This window comes from Bradyrhizobium sp. SOJA106 (genome assembly GCF_059448745.1).
On record NZ_CM182549.1, the window covers coordinates 2,783,057 to 2,802,726 of the forward strand.

Consider the following 19,670-nt stretch of genomic DNA (forward strand, 5'->3'; position numbering starts at 1 on the left):
CCCAGATTGAGTTTTTCGAGTGTGACCCAACTCGAACATGTCCCCGCGCCTGCGGAGTGGCTGATCGCGTTGCTACCGCCGCACCGGATTTATCCTTCAGCACGGCACCAGTGGCAGCATCACCGCTATTGCTATTTCGTGAATCTGGGCCTTGTGGATGTCGGCGGCGTTGGCGCCGCAGGCTGAAGATTGAACGTCAGCCAGACGTTCCAGCCCGCCGGCCGATTTTCATTGGCGAATTCGCCGTAGGCCTTCAGGTTCAGATACCCCTGCATGTCTCCAACTGGGAAAATGTAACCAACCTGCGGGCCGACGCCGACCACGCGCGACCGGAAGCAGCCGACGCGATCGCCGGAGCCGCTGTCGCAGCCGAGTTGCTGATAGAGGTAACCGACGAGGCCGACCTGCCACTGCTTGGTCAGGAATTGCGATGCGCCCCAGTCGAGGTGCATGTCAACGCCGCTTTGATATTGGGTCGAGGGGTTGACGAAGTTGTAGGTGAATCCCAGCACCGTCGAAAATTCATGCCCGGTCTTTGGATCGAAGTAGGTGTAGCCGCCGCCCGCGTCGATCGCCCAGTGCCCGATCCCCAAATTCGCCAGCCGGTTCGACTGGTAAGCGCCGGCCGGAAGATCGGCGGTAATGTACGTCATGTAATTGTTGACACCTGCATTCCAGCGCAGCGCGAACTGCGGGATCAGGTCGCCGAATGCAATGAGCGAGCTGTCGATGCTGTCAAACCGGGAGAAGGGGAGCGTTCCGCCGCCCGGTCCCGTCAATGTCCCAACGAGCGATCCCGCCAGCGACGTGGAGTTAGAGCCATAGGTCGCCAACAGGGTGGCAGAAGCCTGGCCGCCCAGCACAGGCGTCGCAAAGGTGTAAGTTCCGGCCACAAGGCCAAGATCCACGTTCGCATTGACGTTCGCGTTCACGGTGGCCGTCAGATTCGCGGGAAAGCGACCAAGCGTGATCTCGCGTGCCCGCGCGACGTCGCCGCCGGCGGAAACAGAGGTGTGATAGTAAACTGTGGTCACCGACCAGCCCGGCGCCTGCTGAGGCACGGCAGCGAGGCTACCAAAGAAGCCGGGTATCCAGAAGCTGATGCCATTTTCATCGGCGCGAGCCGCATTGGAGAGGAGAACGAGCAAGGCGGCGACTGCCGCCAAACCCGGCCGCAAAACGACACTAGGCCTTGGTATCAATTTCCTGCCCTTCATCGCGATCTCCCCTTTCACGGCCTGCAACGCACCAGAGTTGCGCGACCACAAATTTCCGAATCTCACTCGTTGCAAGACGACTCTTAACTTTCCGGGAACAGTAGAGACAATTGTGCTCGCAATTGCCAGTTTGGCGCGCCGGTTGGACGAACGACGTTGTAATAGCCGGCTATATTTGCACTCACCGGCTGGTCGCCAAGCTTGAAGATTCGACCAAAGCCGCCGCCAATCGGTACGGTCCACTGCTGACCCGGCGCTGCCAGCCAGTCTGCGGTGATCACTGGTGAGCTTGTCAGGTACCACCCGTGCGCCATGTTGTAATTGACGAATGGCTGCGCGAGAAATTCGTTCACGGGCGGGCGCAACGGGTTGCCGCCAACTGACCACTGGTTGTTGACCAGAACGCCGATCACCCAATGTCCGGGCGTCACGAGGGCAACGGCGGTCGGGCCGAACAACACCTTGCCTGTTCCGAGAATCGGATCGGTCGCGGACGGGACCGTAAAGACGGGACCGACACCCCAGATCAGAACGCCGGGATGGGTGGGGGTGAAAAAGAACTGCTGAGTAATGTCGCCAATTCCATTCGTGTTGTTGTTGAAGAACGGATTGGGTTGACTGATCACCGGCATGATGGTCCGCGAGATCACGTTCCAGTCCGCGTTGATGCGCAGCGGTATGACTGGCTGAATGTTGAGCACTTCCTGGGTGCGGTTGAACGGCCCGGCGTTGAAATTCGTATTGCTTTGGAACGGAACACTGACGAGATCGGCGATAGGGTTTTGCGATTTTTGGGCGAGGTCTTCATTTTCGGAAGGTTCAGCAGAATGCGCGGCTCTTGTCGGCGCGACCGTATCGGCAATGCCGCGCTCAAATTTGTAGTTTGCACCGAACTTGACCATTTGAAGGTCACGGTTCAACTGAATTGGCGGGACGGTGGGCGAAATCCAGCTTCCTAGCCCAATGTAATCGTATTCGAGTTTCAGCGTCCAATTCGGTTTGAATCCGTACTCGACACCCACTCCAGTCAGCCAGCCGGAGCTGGTGGTGGACCCCTGCCAGGTAACGCCGGGGAAGTTCAGCGTGGCATTGCTGTGCACCCAACCGCCGCCAAGCTTGGCGTAGAGGAGCCACTTATCCTCCACGAGGCCGACGCGGCCTGCCAATGTCCCAATCCAGTTGTGGCTGACCGAGCCGAGCGTCGGGGCCGGAAGCACGGGATGACCAAAAGTCGCCCCATCGAAATCACCTTCCGCACCAAACAAGAGATGGCCAGCTTGAAAATTGTAGCCGGCCTGAACACCACCGATGAATTCGGTGATGCCGCCATACAAGTTGTTACCTGGGATAGGCAGGCTGCCGCTGGTCCACGCTCCACCGAGATTTGCACCGAGATAAAATCCCGACCAATTGTAGGCTGGGGGTAAAGCGGGCGGAGCCTTCACTGGCAAGTCCGCGGCACGCGCTGTGAGACTTACGCAGACTGCAAACAAAGCAACGCTTGCAAGGAATGATTTCATGGAGCCCCCAAAGCGGGTAACGACGCTGCCAAATCTTCCCAATGCTGGATAGTCAACTACAAGGCGATGCTTTTGACTGTCTCCCCCCGGCCACACTCGGAGGAATTTCTCGGCCAGGTTGTCGCTTGCCCTAGCAGACCTGCTCTCGGCTCTCGCGTGGCCAAGCCCCAGCTCGGATCTATCTAGATCCATTCGGCGGGAACCGCTCCGCCTTGTTCGCCTGAGCCTAAAAGATCCAATACCGAAATGTGCGCGCGGGTGCTTAAGGCGGCCGGCATCCTTGCTCTTGTCATTGCAGCCGCTGCCATCGTCCGGCGGCAGGCAATGCCCGGTCGAGACCTCCGCAAGCCATGTCGGCTTCAGGTGCATGCAGGAAAGAGGCGACCTTGCTCGATTGATCTAGATCAACAAAGGAAGGTTGTGCCGCTGCGAACGTGCCACTGCTTCAGATGTTCGATTGGTCATGTTGACTGACTAAGATGTTAAGCCGCGCTCGTTCCCGGCAGAATCGACGCTAGGAAGCTGCCGAGAGATTTTTGCGCGTGCCCCACGCAATTTTTTGAAACTCATTCGCTGGGAGCAGCGCATGCACGACGTTGGGGTTGCGGCAGGCGTACCTTTGTCGGATGGGCCCAGCGAGAGGGGTATGGTCTGGATTCCGGGCGGCACGTTTCGCATGGGCTCCGACAGGCACTACGCCGAAGAGGCACCCGTCCATCGCGTTTCGGTGAGCGGCTTTTGGATGGACCGGACGCCGGTCACCAATCGCGATTTCCGCAAGTTCGTCAACGCAACAGGCTACGTGACGTCAGCGGAGACGCGGCCTGACGCAAAGGACTATCCGGGCGCGCTGCCGCACATGCTCAAGGCAGGCTCGCTGGTTTTCACGCCACCGAAGCGTCCGGTCGATTTGCGCGACTGGTCGCAATGGTGGAATTTCAAATTTGGCGCCAACTGGCGCCGGCCATACGGCCCCCGCAGTTCGATCAGCGGCCTCGACGATCATCCCGTGGTCCACATTGCCTATCGCGATGCCGAGGCCTACGCGGCATGGGCTGGCAAGGACTTGCCGACCGAAGCCGAATGGGAGTTTGCCGCGCGCGGCGGACTCGACGGAGCCGAGTTCGCCTGGGGCGACGAGCTCATGCCCGGCGGCAAGCCAATGGCGAATACCTGGCAAGGCGCATTTCCGTACGAGAATCTCAGCAGCGATGGTTACGCGCGAACCTCGCCGGTAATGGCGTTCCCGCCGAATGGCTACGGCCTTCATGACATGATCGGCAACGTCTGGGAGTGGACCACGGATTGGTGGTCCACCAGACATGAGCCCGATCCGGCCAAGGCGTGCTGCATCCCGCACAATCCACGCGGCGGGCCTGAGCAAGACAGCCACGATCCGTCTCTGCCCAGGATCAAAATTCCCCGCAAGGTTCTCAAAGGCGGCTCGCATCTCTGCGCGCCGAACTACTGCCGTCGCTATCGCCCGGCTGCGCGTCATGCGGAAGCGGCGGATACGTCCACGAGCCACGTTGGCTTTCGATGCATCATAAGGAAGGGAGCAAATGATGAGCGATGAGAAGGATAACAAGGCCCGCGACATGAGCCGCCGCAATGTTCTGCTCGCGACGACAAGCCTGGCGGCAGCGTCGGCATTGAGCTCAGCCGCATCAATTCAAGGGGCGTTGGCCCAAGCACAGCCGACGCCGGCCGGCCAGCGGCCCAACATCGTATTCATCATGGGCGATGACATCGGCTGGTTCAATCTGGGCTGTTACCATCAAGGCATTATGGCGAGCCGGACACCGAACCTGGACAAGCTTGCCAGCGAAGGCATCCGCTTCACCGACTACTACGCGGAGGCGAGCTGCACGGCCGGCCGCGCCAACTTCATCACTGGCGAATTGCCGATCCGCACCGGTCTAACGACCGTCGGTCAGGCCGGTGCCACGACCGGCATGCCCGCGCAAGCGCCCACCATTGCAACGGTTCTCAAATCGATGGGCTACGCTACCGGCCAATTCGGCAAGAACCACCTCGGCGATCTCAACGAGTTCCTGCCGACGTTACACGGCTTCGATGAATTCTTCGGCTACTTATATCACCTCGATGCGATGGAGGACCCGGCCCACCCCAACTACCCGCCGGCGTTGAAGGAGACGATCGGCCCCCGCAACATGGTCCACTCGTGGGCGACCGACAGCGACGACCCGACAGTGCAGCCGCGCTGGGGCAAGATCGGCAAACAGCGCATCGAGGACGCCGGCCCGCTCTATCCAAAGCGGATGGAGACGGTGGACGATGAAATCCTCCAAAATACGTTCGCCTTCATCGACAAGGCGAAGCAGCAGAACAAGCCGTTTTTCGTCTGGCTCAATCCCACGCGAATGCACGTTGTTACCCACCTTTCGGAAAAATACGAGAAGATGCGCAACCCGGAAAATGGTTGGTCCGTCTCCGAGGCAGGATTCGCGCAACTCGACGACATCGTCGGCGCCGTGATGAAGAAGCTCAGCGACGAGGGCCTCGCTAACAACACGATCCTCGCGTTCACGACCGACAACGGCGCCGAGAACTTCACCTGGCCGGACGGCGGCCAGACGCCGTTCGCGGGCGGCAAAGGGACAGCTCTGGAAGGTGGCTTCCGCGTGCCCTGCATCCTGCGCTGGCCGGGCCGCGTGCCGGCCGGCAAAGTCGAGAACGCGATCATCTCCGGTCTCGACTGGTTCCCGACCTTCGTGGCCGCCGCCGGCAACCCGAACATTGTCGAGGAACTCAAGAAGGGTAAGCAGGTCGGGGATCGGACCTATAAAGTCCATCTGGATGGCTACAATCAGATGGACTTGATCACAGGAAAAGGCCCTTCGGCTCGCCATGAGATCTTCTACTTCACCGAAGGTACGATGAGCGCGATACGTATCGACGACTACAAGTACCGCTTCACGGATCAGCCAAATGGTTGGTTCGGAAGTACAGTCAAGGTCGACTTCCCAATACTCACCAATCTGCGTCTCGACCCGTTCGAGCGCACCGGTTTAACGGTGAATGTGCAGGGGGGCTCGATAAACAACTACAACTGGTTCGCCTACCAGTTCTGGCGCTTCGTGCATGCGCAACAGGAGGTTGGCAAGCTCGCCCAGACCGCGATTGAGTTTCCGCCGATGCAAAAGGGCGCAAGCTTCAATCTGGAAGCCGTGAAGGAGCAGATCGAGAAGGCCATGCAGTCGCACGCCGGCAAGTAGAACACGCGATGAGCGGGCGCCTAGGGATGTGCACCGCTCCTTTTTTCTTCGACCTGAGCCTCCACCAAGGAGCCGTTACCGAAATATGCGCGAGGTGCTCGAGGGAGGCTGGCATCCTTGCGCTCCCGTCTATTGCCGCCATTATCGCCCGGCTGCGCGCAATGCCGAGCCGATCGACACCCCAGCAAGCCATGTCGGCTTCGGGTGCATCACCAGGAAGAGGATCAGTCATGAGTAACGATGAGATTCCGGTAAATCCTGACACGAGCACGGGACCAACCCGCGGAGGATTGAAACGCCGCGATATCTTGTTGAGGGGTAGTTCTCTCGTCGCCGCTTCAGCACTCTCTGCCGTCGGCGCGACAAGCTTCGCGCAAGCGCAGCAACCAACGCCGGCGCCTGTGTCCGCGCCGGCCGCGCAGCGGCCCAATATCGTCGTCATCATGGGGGACGATATCGGCATCTGGAATATCGGTGCTTACCATCGTGGCATGATGGCCGGCCGCACGCCGAACCTCGACAAGATCGCGGCAGAAGGCATGCTGTTTACCGATTACTACGCCGAGGCGAGCTGCACCGCAGGCCGGGCCAACTTCATCACCGGCGAGCTGCCGATCCGCACCGGCATGACCACGGTCGGTCAGGCCGGCGCTCCCACCGGCTTGCCGGCGGAGGCTGTGACCATCGCCACCGCGCTCAAAGGCATGGGCTATGCCACCGGCCAGTTCGGCAAGAATCATCTTGGCGACAAGAACGAGTTTCTGCCGACCGTGCACGGCTTCGACGAGTTCTTCGGCTATTTGTATCACCTCGACGCCATGGAAGATCCGGCTCACCCCGGTTATCCGCAGGACCTGTTGAACGTCGTCGGTCCGCGCAACATGCTGCATACGTGGGCGACCGATGTGGACGATGCCACCGTGGATCCGCGCTGGGGCAAGGTCGGCAAGCAGAGGATCGAGGACGCCGGCACGCTCTATCCCAAGCGGATGGAAACCGTGGACGACGAAATTCGGGATCTTGCCCTGAAGTTCATCGAAAAGGCCAAGGCCGACAACAAGCCGTTCTTCCTATGGCTCAATCCAACCCGCATGCACATCGTCACGCACTTGTCGCCGAAGTACCAGGCGATGCGCAATTCCAAGAACGGCTGGTCGATTCATGAAGCCGGCATGGCCCAGCTCGACGACGATGTCGGCATCGTCATGCAAAAACTCAAGGACATGGGCGTGGATGACAACACCATCGTCATCTTCACCACGGATAACGGCACCGAGGTCTTCACCTGGCCGGATGGCGGACAGACACCCTTCGCGCAGAGCAAAGGTACGGTCTTGGAAGGCGGCTTCCGCGCGCCGGCGATGATCCGCTGGCCGGGCAAGGTGCCGGCGGGCAAGGTCGAGAACGGCATCATCTCCGGGCTGGACTGGTTCCCGACCTTGCTGGCGGCTGCCGGCAACCCCAACATTGTCGAGGAACTGAAGAAGGGCAAGCACATCGGCGACCGCACCTACAAAGTCCATCTGGACGGTTACAATCAGATGGACATGATCACCGGCAAGGGACCGTCGGCCCGGCACGAAATCTGGTACTTCGGCGAGAGCGAGCTTGGGGCTGTGCGCATCGACGACTTCAAGTACCGTTTCATCGACCAGCCAGAGGGGTGGCTCGGTGCAAAGACCAAGGTTGACGTTCCCTACCTGATCAACCTTCGCCTCGATCCGTTCGAGCGGACGGGATGGCCCGATAGCGGGACAAAATACGGCGCGCAACAATACTTCGACTGGTTCAAATATGAATTCTGGCGCTTCGTGTTCGTTCAACAGGAGGTCGAGAAGCTGGCCATGACCGCGATCGAGTTTCCGCCGATGCAGAAGGGCGCGAGCTTCAACCTCGATTCCGTGAAGGCGAAAATCGAGGCCGCCAGGGCGGCGATGGCAAAATAGCCTGGATTCATGATCAGCATGGCGGGGCGGCCTCTTAGGCCGCCCCGCGCAGCACCGGGGGAAGTGTCTCTTCCTGGTCCCTCGCGACATTTGCCGCGGTTGCACAAAGCGGGCGATGGCCGTTCAGTGAAAAGTCAGACGATTGCGCTGTCTTCGATTCACCGTCAAACACCGGGCTATCACTTGCCAATTCGAAGCTGTGGCAGCATAAATGCGCTTGCAAACAAGCAAGCTGCGTAGGGAGGTCCGCAGTGGATAAAGTGCGACGCTTGCGTGCGATGAGCTCACTGCGCCGCCAACAGGCCGCGTACAACAGCATGAACAAATGGAAGCTGCTCGCAGAAGCAGAATACTGGGATCATCTGGCCGATCTCGAGTTGTCTTCTCACTTCCAGCAACGCAACGCCGTTGTCTCGAGTGAGGTCGAGCAGTCTCAATCGATCACAAACGCGAATGACGCTGGGCGGAAGACGATTTCCGCCGCGTGAGGTCAGAACGAGGCTGTCGTATGCGTGCCGCAGCACTCTCACAGAGAGCCGCGGCGGCGGCATACATAGTTTCGTCGAGCTTTGCAGCAAGACGATTGCGTCACCTGACGTCGTTCACGGCCCTGCGACCTGTTGCAGCGTGTTGAAGCGCGCCTTCTGCTCGCTGCTCAGCGTGGCGTAGAACTCGTCCAGGGCCGGCTCGACCAGCTTGGCGGCCGTCAGCATGGCCTCGAGCCGGTGCTGCATCGCCTCCAGCCGTCCAACCGGCGTCAGCGGTATGTCGTTTGGGCAGGCCGCCTGCAGGCCTTCAACGCCCTTGGCTGTCGCGTCACTGAGGCGGTCGAGCGCCTCCTTCTGCTTGCCGGCGGGGTGGAGCACAGCCTCGATTCTTTGGATCGGTAACTGCGTCAGGCCGGACTTCGGATCGCCGCAGCCCTCGGCGTTGGCTTGCTGCTGTGGCGAGCGCTCGCCGACATTGGGACCGAGCGCGTTGAAGCGGGCCTGCTGCTCGTCGCTGAGCGAGTTGTAGAAATTCTCAAGTGCCGGCCGCACGATCTTGACGGCTTCCAGCGTCGCGCTGATGCGGTTCATCATCGCGCGCAGGCGGCCAGGCGGAGTCAGGGCATAGGTCTCCGCGCAGGAGTCCTTGAACACACCGGCAGCGTTGGCCGCCGCGGCCTTCAACTCGTCGAGCAGTGCGCGTTGCTCCGCTGTCGGCCGCACGGCCCGCGCGATGTCGGCAAGCGGCCAGGCGGTCACGCCTTTATCCGGTGTGCCGCACAATTGCTGGAGCGTTCGCGGACTGACGCTGGCGCGCTGGCGAACGCGGCTGCCGCCGGCTTGCGGGTAGTCCTGCGGGTTGATGCTGGCATAGGCGGAATAGGGGCCGTCACCACCCCAGAACACCGTGTCGACGAAGTCGTCATACGCGTACGCCCAATAGCCGGGTTCGTAGGCATAGGACCAGAACGTGTAGTCGAAAATGTCGGAATAGGCATAAGGCCAGAACACGGGCCCAAGCCAAGCCACGAACACGGCGGGATGGCGATGTCGCCAGGCCTGCCGGGGAGCCCAGCCGCTCTGGCGGGTGGTGAGCGCCGCCTGGGCTTGCGCAGGGGCCTGCTCGCGGAAGCGCTCGGCAAACCGTCCGCGCTGGACGGCCTGGGCAGCGGCCGCGATCGCCGGCGCCCGCCCGGTCGGAGCTTGCAGTCCAAGTCGCTGCTGGCGCGCCAGGTCACTCTGCTGCGCCCGCTGTTCACGGCTCAGCAAGCGGCTCTGCGCCTGGAGCATCCGTTGCTGCTGGCGCAACGCCCGCGCGCCTTCCGGTTTCTGCGATTGGAGTTGCTGCACGCGCTGCTGCAGGCGATCGATGCGGGCCTGACGCTGCGTCGTTTGGCGCGCCAGCATCTCGCGCTGCCGCTGCTGCACGATCTGTTGGCGCTGCTGGATTTGTTGCTGGCGCTGTTGCGCGCGCTGTTCGATCTGATCGCGCCGCGACAGCCGCTCGCTCGCGGCCGGCGGTCCGCTGGGCCGCGAGGGAGCCGCGATGTGCGGCGTCGGCCGGGGAGCCATGGCCGGACGTTGCGGTGCTGCGGGCGCCCGATGGAATTCGGGCCGTGGCGCCGCCACGTGCGGGGCCGCCCGCGGCGGCGGTGCAGCGAAATGTGGGGCCGGGCGCGGTGGCGGTGAGGCAATATGCGGCGCGGGATGTGGTGCCATCGCCGGCCGCTGCGGCATGGCCGGGGGATGGAACGCCGGCGCGGCGGGACGCGCCATGGCTGGCGGCGCCGCTGGACGGGCCATGGCCGGTGGTGCTGCTGGCCGTGCTGCCGGCGCTGCGGCTGGGCCGGGTGGCCCGCCCCTTCCATGTCCCTGGCCGGGTCCTTGGGCGAAGGCACTGATGCTCGCCGTCAGCATCAAGGCACCAACTAAAACCGCCGTCAGGCAAACGCCACGCGGAAGCATGATTGTCGCTCCCAGCTCGTATTAGCCCACGACCTTCAACGCACGGCTGGCGGAATCGTTCGTGGTTGGCCATCGCCGGCATTGCGATCTTCCGACGCAGGCAGTCTCAAGAGAGATCCTGCGTCAGGGTGGTTGCGAGCCGCTCCAGCGCCCAGTCGACCTGGTCGCTGGTGATCACGAGCGGCGGAGCGATGCGGATCGTTTGCTCATGAGTGTCCTTGGCGAGGATGCCCTTGCGCTGAAGCGCCTCGCAGTAGCGGCGAGCGCGGCCGGCCTCGGGATGCAGCTCGACGGCCAGCATCAGGCCGCGCCCGCGCACCTCGCGGATCGTGTTGGCACGGATGCCTTTCAGGCCTTCCAGGAAGCGCGCGCCTTGCCTCGCCGCGTTCTCGATCATGCCTTCCTCGACCAGCACGCGCATCGCCGCGCGCGCCACCGCGCAGGCAAGCGGGTTGCCGCCGAAGGTCGAGCCATGCTGCCCGGGCCTAAGCGTGCCGAGCACGTCGTTGTTCGAGAGCACGGCCGAGACGGGATAGAAGCCGCCGGACAGGGCCTTGCCGAGCAGCGTGACGTCCGCCTCGATACCCTCGTGCTGTTCGGCGAGCAGCTTGCCGGTGCGGCCGAGCCCGGTCTGGATCTCGTCGAGCACCAGCATCACGTTGTTGGCGGTGCAGAGCTCCCGCACTTTCATGAAATAGCCGGCTGGAGGAATAACGACACCGGCTTCCCCCTGGATCGGCTCGACCAGAAAAGCCACCGTGTTCGGGGTGATTGCCTCCTCCAGCGCCGCGGCGTCGCCGAACGGGATGATCTTGAAGCCCGGCGCGAACGGCCCGAAATGCGTGCGCGTCTCGGGGTCGGTTGAAAAGCCGACGATGCCCAGCGTGCGTCCGTGGAAATTGTTGGCGCAGATGATGATCTCGGCCTGGCCGTCCGGCACGCCCTTCACCTCATAGCCCCATTTGCGGACCGACTTGATCGCGCTTTCGACCGCCTCCGCGCCGCTGTTCATCGGCAACACCTTGTGGGAGCCGGTGAGCGCCGCGATTTCTTCGTAGAACAAGGCGAGCTGGTCGTTGTGGAAGGCGCGCGAGGTGAGCGTCAACCTGTGCGCCTGCTCGACCATCGCCGCCAGGATCTTGGGGTGGCAGTGGCCCTGGCTGACCGCGGAATAGGCCGAGAGGCAATCGAGATAACGGTTGCCTTCGGTATCCCAGACCCAGACGCCTTCGCCGCGCGACAGGACGACCCCGATCGGCTCGTAATTGCGGGCGCCAAAGCGTGCTTCCGTTGCGATGAAATCAATGACCGACGAGCTCATCTGTCGTCACTCCGTTGCGGCGCGCGGTGGCTGGCAACCGACTGCACCGGCGGCCTCAGCATGATTTGGGTATCAGCCTGCCGCCCTGGAAGCCTTCATGCGCCAATGGCGCGGCGCGGCCGGATTTGCTCGCAACGTCAGATAGTTCTGCGGAACCCACAGGGCGTCCCTCGTCGACCCGGCCCCTACTGTGCATGGGGTTGTTTTCGATATTATTGTTGTTGGCCCTCACCCGATCGAACAGGGCACGCTCAAAAACCCGCGGAACCGCACCCGTCCGCCCCGCACCGGCTGGCCGCTGACGGCGTAGTTCGGGAAGCGCGCCAGGAAGCGTGAGATCGCGATGGCTCCTTCCAGCCGCGCCAGCGCCATGCCGGCGCATTGATGCGCGCCGGTGGCGAAGGCGAGGTGCCGGTTCGGCGTGCGCGCAACGTCGAAGCGCTCGGGGTCGGCAAACTGCGCGGGGTCGCGGTTGGCCGCGCCAATGCACAGCGTCACCGAGGTGCCGGGCTCGAGCATGACCCCGCCGAGCTCGACCCGCTCCGCGGTCATGCGGTTGCCGAGCTGGTTCGAGCTCTCGTAGCGCAGCATCTCCTCGACCGCGGTCTTGATCATGTCAGGGTTGTCGATCAGGCGCTGCTTCTGGTCCGGATGCCGGTGCAGTGCGACGAGGCCGTTGCCGATCAGGTTGGTGGTGGTCTCGTGGCCGGCATTGAGCAGGAAGATGCAATTGTGCAGCAGCTCCTTCTCGGTGAGCCGCTCGCCGTTCTCCTCGCCCATGATGAGACGCGTGAGCACGTCGCGCTCGGGATTGCCGGGCTTCGCGCGCCGGCGCGCAACCAGTGTTTCCAGATAGGCGAGGAAATCCGTCACCGCCTTGTTGCCGCGCGCGGCGACTTCCGGCGACACCACCGGTTCGAGCGCACCAAGGATCGCAAGCGACCAGTCGCGCAGCGGCCCGCGTTCGTCATGGGGAACGTCGAGCAGGTTGCCGATCACCTCGATCGGGATCGAGGCGGCAAAGTCGTCGATGATCTCGCAAGAGCCCCTGGCGGCGATGGCGTCCAGCAGGCCGTCGACCAGCTTGACGATGTCGCCCTCCATGCCCGCGATCGCGCGCGGCGACAGCGCGCCCATGATCAGGCGTCGCACGCGGGTATGCGCCGGCGGGTCGTTGAAGACGAGGCTGGTGGTGTGATGCTCGTAGAGCGGCGTATCGCCGTATTTCGGCGCGAACTCGCGCTTCTTGTCGGAGCTGAACAACTTGGTGTTCTTGTAGGTGGTGACGAGATCGTCATAGCGGGTCAGAAACACGGTGCCGTTGCGCAGACGCTTGACCGGCTCGTTCTCCCGCAATGCACGATAGGTCGGATAGGGATCGTCGTAGAATTCCGCCGTCAATTTCTCCAGATCGAAATTGGCCGCCAGTTCTTTCGCACTTGCGTTCATCCGCCATACTCGCCGGTTGAGACCGTTATGCTGTTTTCGCTCTTTCGAGCGGCTCGGCTCACCGTCTACAGTCGTGCCGTGATTTGCAAGCCGACCGGACAGGAAAATGCACGCCCGCGCTGACGCTGCCGACACGGCCCCGAATTGGCCCGACGATATTTTCGCGACCTTGCAACGCTTCGACGTCCGGCAGGTGCCTTACGTGCCTGACGCCGGCCATTCCAGGCTGATCCAGCGCGTGCTGGGTTCGTCCGCCATGCGCGGCATTCCGCTGACGACGGAGGAGGAGGGCGTCGCCCTTCTCGCCGGCGCCTGGGCCGGCGGCCAGCGCGGCGTCCTGCTGATGCAATCGAGCGGCGTCGGCAATTGCATCAACATGCTGTCGCTGATCCCTATCCTGCGCTTTCCGTTCCTGACGCTCGTGACGATGCGCGGCGAATGGGGCGAGTTCAATCCCTGGCAGGTGCCGATGGGCTCGACCACGCAGGGCGTGTTCGAGCTGTCCGGCGTTCAGGTGCTGCGCGCCGTGAACGCGGCCGAGGTGCCGGCCGTGATGGAGGCGGCCGCCGCCCAGGCCTACAACGCACTCACGCCCACCGCCGTCCTTTTGTCGCAGCGCCTGATCGGGGCCAAGGTGTTTACCAAATGAGCAAGGCCAATCTCCTCGATCGCCGCCAGGTGGTCGCCGCGCTGCTGGCGAACCGCAAGGACCTCGTCGCGATCGGCGGCTTGGGCGCCTCGACCAACGACATGTGCGCGGCCGGCGACCACGCCCGCAACTTCTATCTCTGGGGCGGCATGGGCGGCGCTGCGATGATCGGCCTGGGCCTCGCGCTGGCGCAGCCCAAATTGCCCGTGCTGGTCATCACCGGGGACGGCGAAATGCTGATGGGGATGGGCAGCCTTGCCACCATCGGCCTGCAGAAGCCGTCCAACCTGTCGATCGCAGTGCTCGACAACGAGGCCTATGGCGAGACCGGCGGCCAGACCAGCCACACCTCCGCGGCCGCCGACCTCGTCGGCGTCGCCAAGTCCTGCGGCATCCAGGACAGCCGGGCTGTGACCACCATGGCCGAGGTCGAGGCCTTCGCCAAAGCGGTCCACGACGTCTCCGCCGGACCGCGCTTTGCCAATGTGAAGATCGACAACGCCAGCCTCGAGCGGATCCTCCCGACCCGGGACGGGACCTACATTCTCAACCGGATCCGCGGAGATCTCGGCTTCCAGCCCATCTAGGCCGGACCTGTCCATCCCGGCGCAGTCACCATTCTGCACGTGACCCGTGCAGGACGGACCGATTTCCACTGATTTTACAACACATCTAGGTTGCGGCGCAGCATTCTGCTTGACTTTTGCGTGGGTGAGTGCTTACTCACTAACATGAGCTCATTGCGAATGACGAGCGATCTGAGGCGTCAGTTGATCCTCGGTGCCGCAAAACGCTGCTTTGCACGGCACGGGTATAACGGCACCACGACCAAGAGCGTGGCGGCCGCCGCTGCCATTTCCGAAGCGCTGCTGTTCAAGCACTTCCCGTCCAAGGCGGCGCTGTACGCCGAAATTCTCAGCGACGAATGCGAGGCCGATCCGGCGCTCACCGAGCTGCTCGAACGGCAGCCGTCGACGGCGACGCTGGTCGAGCTGATCCGTGGCATGGTCGAACATTTCCTCGAGATCGCCGACGGGCCCGATCAGGAGGAGGCGCAGCGGCTGCGACTGATGGCCACGAGTCATTTGGATGACGGCGAATTCGCCCGTTTGCTATACGCCAAGATCGAGACGCTGATCGGGGCGGTGTTCGTCACCTCGCTCGAGCGCGCGGTGGCCGCCGGGGACGCACGGCCATTCAGCGGCGATCCGCTCAACCTGTTCTGGTTCGCGCATCACACGGTGATGACGGCGGCGCTGACCAGGCTGCCGGCCACGCCCTGTCTCGCCTACGGCAAGGCTGACGATCTCGAGCGCCAGCTCTGTGAGTTTCTCCTGAGGGGTATCGGACTTAACGACGCCGCAATTGCTTTGCATCTGGGCCGCGCTTTGGCGCCGGGTGCGGGTGAGGCGGCGATTGCAGAAAGCGCATGACATGAACATCGTAGCTGAACACAAGATATCGGGCGAACCGATCGACAAGGCGCCGAAGCGGCCCGTGAAGCCGGTCCGCTGGTTCATCATCGTCAGCCTGCTGCTGAGCCTGCTCGTCGGCGGCCTCGTCTGGTTCAACTATTTCCGCGGCCAGATGATCAAGCAGTTCTTCGCCAACAACAAGCCGCCGCCGGTCGCCGTCAGCGCCGCCGAGGCGAAGTCGGAGATCGTGCCCAACCTGCTCACCGCGGTCGGCAGCCTTGTCGCCGTGCACCAGGTCGACGTCAGCGCCGACGTCAACGGCCGCGTCACCGAGATCAAGTTTGAGCCGGGCACGCGCGTCGAGGCTGGCACGCCGCTGGTGCAGCTGTTCGATGCGCCGGAGCAGGGCGATCTCGCCAATTACAAGGCGCAGGCCACCGTCGCGCAGCTCTCGCTCGACCGCGCCAAGCAGCTGGCCTCGCGCCAGTTCGGACCGCAGGCGACCGTCGATACCGCGCAGGCCGCCTACGATCAGGCGCAGGCCGGCATCGCCAAGACCGAAGCGCTGATCTCGCAGAAGCTGGTGCGCGCGCCGTTCTCCGGCGATCTCGGCATGCGCAAGGTCGAAGTCGGCCAGTATCTGACGGCTGGCACGGCGATCGTGTCGCTGACCGATCTGTCGGAGCTGTGGGCCAACTTCACGGTGACCGAAAAGGATTCCGGCAGCCTCAAGGTCGGCCAGACCGTTCGGCTGAAGGTCGACGCCTATCCGGGCCGCACCTTCGAGGGCAAGATCACCACGATCGAGCCGCAGATCGCCACCGACACCCGCAACATCCGTGTGCAGGCGACGATCGCCAATCCCGAGAAAATCCTCAAGCCCGGCATGTTCGTGACCACCACGGTGGTGCTGCCGGAGAAGCCGGCGGTGATCACCGTGCCCGAGACGGCGGTGGACTACACACTCTACGGCGACTCGGTCTTCGTGATCACCGAGAAGAAGGAAGAGGACGGCAAGACCAGCCTCTCAGCGGTGCGCACCTTCGTGCAGACCGGCAATCGAGTCGACGGTCGCGTCGAGATCATCAAGGGCGTGAAGCCCGGCGACAAGGTCGTCGCCGTCGGCCAGCTCAAGCTGCAATCTGGCGCGCCGGTGGCGATTTCGACCGATCCGGCTCCGGCGATCCCGGCGCAGCCGCCGCGCTACTGATAACATCCTCACGTGATCCGGCCCGGCCGGATCACGTCTCTTGAGATAAAGAAATCGAGATCGCCGCGATGGCCTTTACCGATATTTTCATCAAGCGCCCGGTTCTTTCGGTCGTCGTCAGCCTGCTGATCCTGCTGATCGGTCTGCGCGCGGCGATGGTGCTGCCGATCCGGCAATATCCGAAGCTGTCGAACACGGTCATCAACATTACGACCGTCTATCCCGGCGCGTCCGCGGACCTGATCCAGGGCTTCATCACCACGCCGATCGAGCAGGCGGTCGCCTCCGCCGAGGGCGTCGACTACATCACCTCATCCTCGGTGCTCGGCACTTCGACGATCCAGGTCTACATCAAGCTGAACTTCGATCCGAACCAGGCGCTCACCGAAGTTCTGGCGAAGACCAACTCGGTCAAGTACCTGATCCCGAAGGAATCCAACGACCCGATCGTGACCAAGACCACGGGCCAGACCACCGCCGTTATGTACCTCGGATTCTCGTCCGAGGAGCTGTCGGGCTCGGCGATATCAGACTATCTGACACGCGTGGTGCAGCCGGTGCTGTCGACCGTCGACGGCGTCGCCTCGGCCGATATTCTCGGTGGCCAGACCTTTGCGATGCGGCTGTGGCTTGATCCCGTAAAGATGGCCGGCCGCAACGTGTCGGCGGCGGACGTTGCCGCTGCCATCCAGGCCAACAACTTCCAGTCCGCGGCGGGTCAGACCAAGGGCTATCTGATCGTCTCGAACGTCTCGACCAATACCGGCCTGACCGACGTCAACCAGTTCAAGAAGATGATCGTCAAGGCCAAGGACGGCGGCTTCGTGAGGATGGAGGATATCGCCACCGTCGAGCTTGCCGCCCAGAGCACGGATGCGAGCGTCGCCTTCAATGGCGAGCACGCGATCTTCATCGGCGTGCAGGCAACGCCGCAAGGCAACCCGCTGACGCTGGTCAAGGGCGTGCGCGCACTGTTCCCTGAGCTCGAACGCAACCTGCCGCCGTCGATGAAGATGAAGGTCGCCTACGACTCGACCAAGTTCATCCAGTCTTCGATCGACGAGGTGGAGAAGACGCTCGGCGAAGCCGTGATCATCGTGATCGTGGTGATCTTCCTGTTCCTGGCCTCGCTGCGCTCGGTCATCATCCCGGTCGTCACCATTCCATTGTCGATGATCGGCGTCTGCACCCTGATGCTGGCGCTGGGCTTCAGCTTCAACCTGCTGACGCTCCTGGCGATGGTGCTCGCGATCGGTCTCGTGGTCGACGACGCCATTGTCGTGGTGGAGAACATCCACCGCCATCTGGAGGAGGGGAAGACACCGGTCCAGGCCTCGCTGCAAGGCGCGCGCGAAATCGTCGGTCCCGTCATCTCGATGACGATCACGCTGGCCGCGGTGTATGCCCCGATCGGCTTCCTCGGCGGACTCACCGGCTCGCTGTTCCGCGAGTTTGCCTTCACGCTCGCGGGCTCGGTGATCGTGTCGGGCGTGATCGCTCTGACGCTGTCGCCGATGATGTGCTCTGTGCTGCTGAAGAACACCGAAGAGGGCCGTTTCGCCAAGCTGGTCAACAAGGTGTTCGGCGCGATGACGCGCTGGTACGGCCGCAGGCTCGACCGCTCGCTCGACTACAAGGCCATTACCGGCCTGTTCGCGGTGACGATCCTCGGGCTCGTCGGCTTCCTCTACATGCATACCTCGAAGGAGCTGGCACCCGAGGAAGACCAGGGCATCGTGTTCGCGGTGACCAAGGCGCCGAAATACGCCAACATCGACTACGTCGATTACTACGGCGAGAAGCTCGACAAGGAATTCCAGAAATTCCCCGAGACTGATCTGCGCTTCGTGCTGAACGGCATCAACGGCCCGCAGGGCGGCATTGCCGGCATGCTGCTCAAGCCCTGGGAGGAGCGCAAGCGCTCATCGATTGCGCTGAAGCCGCTGGTGCAGGCCGAGCTCTCCAAGATCGAGGGCGTGCAGGCGTTCGCGTTCAACCTGCCGCCGCTGCCGGGCGGACCGGGCGGCTTGCCGGTGCAGATGGTGATCAACTCCACCGCGAGCTTCCAGACGGTCTACGAGCAGATGGAGAAGCTGAAGGACGCCGCGCGCAAGAGCGGCATGTTCATCGTCTCCGACAGCGACCTCGCCTACAACCAGCCGAGCGTGGAGGTCACGATCGACCGCACCAAGGCGCAGGATCTCGGCATCAACATGCAGAACCTCGGCTCCACGCTCGCGGTGCTGCTGGGCGGCAACTACATCAACCGCTTCAACCTCGAGGGCCGCTCCTACCAGGTGATCCCCCAGGTGCCGCGTGGCAAGCGGCTCTCGCCGGAATCGCTCGGCGGCTACTATGTGACCACCAACACCGGCCAGCAGCTGCCGCTGTCAACCGTGGTCTCGATCAAGACCCGGACAGACCCGAACTCGCTGACCCACTACAACCAGCTCAATTCGGCGACGTTCTCGGCAGTGCCGATGCCCGGCGTGACCATCGGTGCTGCGGTTGACTTCCTCGAAGGCGAGGCCAAGAAGCTGCCGCAGGGGTTCAGCCACGACTATCTGGCGGACTCGCGTCAGTACGTGCAGGAAGGCAATCAGCTCGCAATCACCTTCGGCTTTGCGCTGATCATCATCTTCCTGGTGCTGGCGGCGCAGTTCGAGAGCTTGCGTGACCCGTTCGTGATCATGATCTCGGTGCCGATGGCCATCGTCGGTGCGCTGATCCCGCTGTTCTTCGGCGCTGCGACCATGAACATCTACACCCAGGTCGGTCTGTTGACCCTGGTTGGCCTGATCACCAAGCACGGCATCCTGATGGTGGAGTTCGCCAACGAGCTCCAGGTCAACGAGCGGCTCGACCGCCGCTCGGCGATCGAGATGGCGGCCCGCATCCGCCTTCGTCCGATCCTGATGACCACGGCTGCGATGGTCACCGGCCTGATCCCGCTCTTGACGGCGTCGGGCGCGGGCGCGGCCAGCCGATTCTCGATCGGCCTGGTCGTCGTCGCCGGCATGTCGATCGGCACGCTGTTCACACTGTTCGTGCTGCCCGCCGTCTACGTTGTGCTGGCGACCGACCATCGCGCGGCGGCCGATTCGGAGCGGAACAAGCAGGTCAACGCGCTCGACCTCGACGCCAAGGCGCTGCGGCCGACCTGAGGCGGCGGACAATCGAACGAGGAGAGAAGGGCGGCAACGGCCAATCCGTTGCCGCCCTTTTTACGTCCCGATCGCGGCGTCCGCCCT

General features: G+C 62.9%; 14 protein-coding genes. 9 read left to right on the plus strand and 5 right to left on the minus strand.

Annotation, left to right across the window (positions count from 1 at the left end):
* Positions 1-131: 131 nt before the first annotated feature.
* Together AC5V87_RS12455 and AC5V87_RS12460 are read right to left on the minus strand one after the other, a co-directional pair.
* Entirely contained in the window at positions 132-1,217 is a 1,086-nt protein-coding gene (locus tag AC5V87_RS12455; protein WP_456839816.1) for a SphA family protein, read from the minus strand.
* Between the two features lie 83 nt (positions 1,218-1,300).
* Positions 1,301-2,737 carry an outer membrane protein gene (locus AC5V87_RS12460; protein WP_456839815.1) on the minus strand — a complete coding sequence of 479 codons (1,437 nt, stop codon included), beginning with the start codon at positions 2,735-2,737 and terminating at the stop codon, positions 1,301-1,303.
* A gap of 586 nt (positions 2,738-3,323) precedes the next feature.
* On the opposite strand from AC5V87_RS12460, the gene AC5V87_RS12465 reads away from it, so the two are divergent.
* From AC5V87_RS12465 to AC5V87_RS12480, 4 genes are all read left to right on the plus strand, one after another.
* Complete coding sequence (locus tag AC5V87_RS12465) at positions 3,324-4,313, plus strand: formylglycine-generating enzyme family protein (RefSeq protein ID WP_495371143.1); 990 nt, start codon at positions 3,324-3,326, stop codon at positions 4,311-4,313.
* The gene (locus tag AC5V87_RS12470; RefSeq protein WP_495371144.1) at positions 4,303-5,976 is read left to right on the plus strand and encodes an arylsulfatase; all 1,674 of its coding nucleotides are present in this window, start codon (positions 4,303-4,305) and stop codon (positions 5,974-5,976) included. The genes AC5V87_RS12465 and AC5V87_RS12470 overlap by 11 nt, the downstream gene beginning before the upstream one ends.
* Before the next feature lie 230 nt (positions 5,977-6,206).
* Entirely contained in the window at positions 6,207-7,922 is a 1,716-nt protein-coding gene (locus AC5V87_RS12475) for an arylsulfatase (RefSeq protein WP_495371887.1), read from the plus strand.
* A gap of 251 nt (positions 7,923-8,173) precedes the next feature.
* Positions 8,174-8,410 carry a hypothetical protein gene (locus AC5V87_RS12480; protein WP_456839812.1) on the plus strand — a complete coding sequence of 79 codons (237 nt, stop codon included), beginning with the start codon at positions 8,174-8,176 and terminating at the stop codon, positions 8,408-8,410.
* A 114-nt stretch (positions 8,411-8,524) separates the two neighbouring features.
* Here the strand turns inward: AC5V87_RS12480 and AC5V87_RS12485 are convergent, their stop codons facing one another.
* The 3 genes from AC5V87_RS12485 to AC5V87_RS12495 form a co-directional block, all read right to left on the minus strand.
* Complete coding sequence (locus AC5V87_RS12485) at positions 8,525-9,982, minus strand: Spy/CpxP family protein refolding chaperone (RefSeq protein ID WP_495371145.1); 1,458 nt, start codon at positions 9,980-9,982, stop codon at positions 8,525-8,527.
* Positions 9,983-10,481: 499 nt separating this feature from the next.
* A complete protein-coding gene (gene rocD, locus AC5V87_RS12490) occupies positions 10,482-11,696 on the minus strand; it encodes an ornithine--oxo-acid transaminase (RefSeq protein ID WP_495371146.1) in 1,215 nt (404 codons plus the stop codon).
* 228 nt (positions 11,697-11,924) lie between these two features.
* On the minus strand, positions 11,925-13,145 hold the full coding sequence (locus AC5V87_RS12495; protein WP_495371147.1) for a cytochrome P450: 1,221 nt from the start codon (positions 13,143-13,145) through the stop codon (positions 11,925-11,927).
* Positions 13,146-13,251: 106 nt separating this feature from the next.
* On the opposite strand from AC5V87_RS12495, the gene AC5V87_RS12500 reads away from it, so the two are divergent.
* From AC5V87_RS12500 to AC5V87_RS12520, 5 genes are all read left to right on the plus strand, one after another.
* Positions 13,252-13,794 carry a phosphonopyruvate decarboxylase gene (locus tag AC5V87_RS12500; protein ID WP_495371148.1) on the plus strand — a complete coding sequence of 181 codons (543 nt, stop codon included), beginning with the start codon at positions 13,252-13,254 and terminating at the stop codon, positions 13,792-13,794.
* The gene (locus AC5V87_RS12505; RefSeq protein ID WP_456839807.1) at positions 13,791-14,381 is read left to right on the plus strand and encodes a thiamine pyrophosphate-dependent enzyme; all 591 of its coding nucleotides are present in this window, start codon (positions 13,791-13,793) and stop codon (positions 14,379-14,381) included. The genes AC5V87_RS12500 and AC5V87_RS12505 overlap by 4 nt, the downstream gene beginning before the upstream one ends.
* A 159-nt stretch (positions 14,382-14,540) precedes the next feature.
* Positions 14,541-15,227, plus strand: coding sequence for a TetR/AcrR family transcriptional regulator (locus tag AC5V87_RS12510; RefSeq protein WP_456839806.1), 687 nt, complete (start codon positions 14,541-14,543; stop codon positions 15,225-15,227).
* Between the two features lies 1 nt (position 15,228).
* Positions 15,229-16,419: an efflux RND transporter periplasmic adaptor subunit gene (locus tag AC5V87_RS12515; protein ID WP_495371149.1), complete on the plus strand. Its 1,191-nt coding sequence runs from the start codon at positions 15,229-15,231 to the stop codon at positions 16,417-16,419.
* A gap of 68 nt (positions 16,420-16,487) precedes the next feature.
* Complete coding sequence (locus AC5V87_RS12520) at positions 16,488-19,583, plus strand: MexW/MexI family multidrug efflux RND transporter permease subunit (RefSeq protein ID WP_456839804.1); 3,096 nt, start codon at positions 16,488-16,490, stop codon at positions 19,581-19,583.
* Positions 19,584-19,670: the final 87 nt, after the last annotated feature.

What these genes read in the sequence shown, in the direction of transcription:
- AC5V87_RS12455 (WP_456839816.1), bottom strand. Translation starts at nt 1,217, where the DNA reads ATGAAGGGCAGGAAATTGATACCAAGGCCTAGTGTCGTTTTGCGGCCG.
- AC5V87_RS12460 (WP_456839815.1), bottom strand. Translation starts at nt 2,737, where the DNA reads ATGAAATCATTCCTTGCAAGCGTTGCTTTGTTTGCAGTCTGCGTAAGT.
- AC5V87_RS12465 (WP_495371143.1), top strand. Translation starts at nt 3,324, where the DNA reads ATGCACGACGTTGGGGTTGCGGCAGGCGTACCTTTGTCGGATGGGCCC.
- AC5V87_RS12470 (WP_495371144.1), top strand. Translation starts at nt 4,303, where the DNA reads ATGAGCGATGAGAAGGATAACAAGGCCCGCGACATGAGCCGCCGCAAT.
- AC5V87_RS12475 (WP_495371887.1), top strand. Translation starts at nt 6,207, where the DNA reads ATGAGTAACGATGAGATTCCGGTAAATCCTGACACGAGCACGGGACCA.
- AC5V87_RS12485 (WP_495371145.1), bottom strand. Translation starts at nt 9,982, where the DNA reads ATGGCTCCCCGGCCGACGCCGCACATCGCGGCTCCCTCGCGGCCCAGC.
- rocD (WP_495371146.1), bottom strand. Translation starts at nt 11,696, where the DNA reads ATGAGCTCGTCGGTCATTGATTTCATCGCAACGGAAGCACGCTTTGGC.
- AC5V87_RS12495 (WP_495371147.1), bottom strand. Translation starts at nt 13,145, where the DNA reads ATGAACGCAAGTGCGAAAGAACTGGCGGCCAATTTCGATCTGGAGAAA.
- AC5V87_RS12500 (WP_495371148.1), top strand. Translation starts at nt 13,252, where the DNA reads ATGCACGCCCGCGCTGACGCTGCCGACACGGCCCCGAATTGGCCCGAC.
- AC5V87_RS12505 (WP_456839807.1), top strand. Translation starts at nt 13,791, where the DNA reads ATGAGCAAGGCCAATCTCCTCGATCGCCGCCAGGTGGTCGCCGCGCTG.
- AC5V87_RS12510 (WP_456839806.1), top strand. Translation starts at nt 14,541, where the DNA reads ATGACGAGCGATCTGAGGCGTCAGTTGATCCTCGGTGCCGCAAAACGC.
- AC5V87_RS12515 (WP_495371149.1), top strand. Translation starts at nt 15,229, where the DNA reads ATGAACATCGTAGCTGAACACAAGATATCGGGCGAACCGATCGACAAG.
- AC5V87_RS12520 (WP_456839804.1), top strand. Translation starts at nt 16,488, where the DNA reads ATGGCCTTTACCGATATTTTCATCAAGCGCCCGGTTCTTTCGGTCGTC.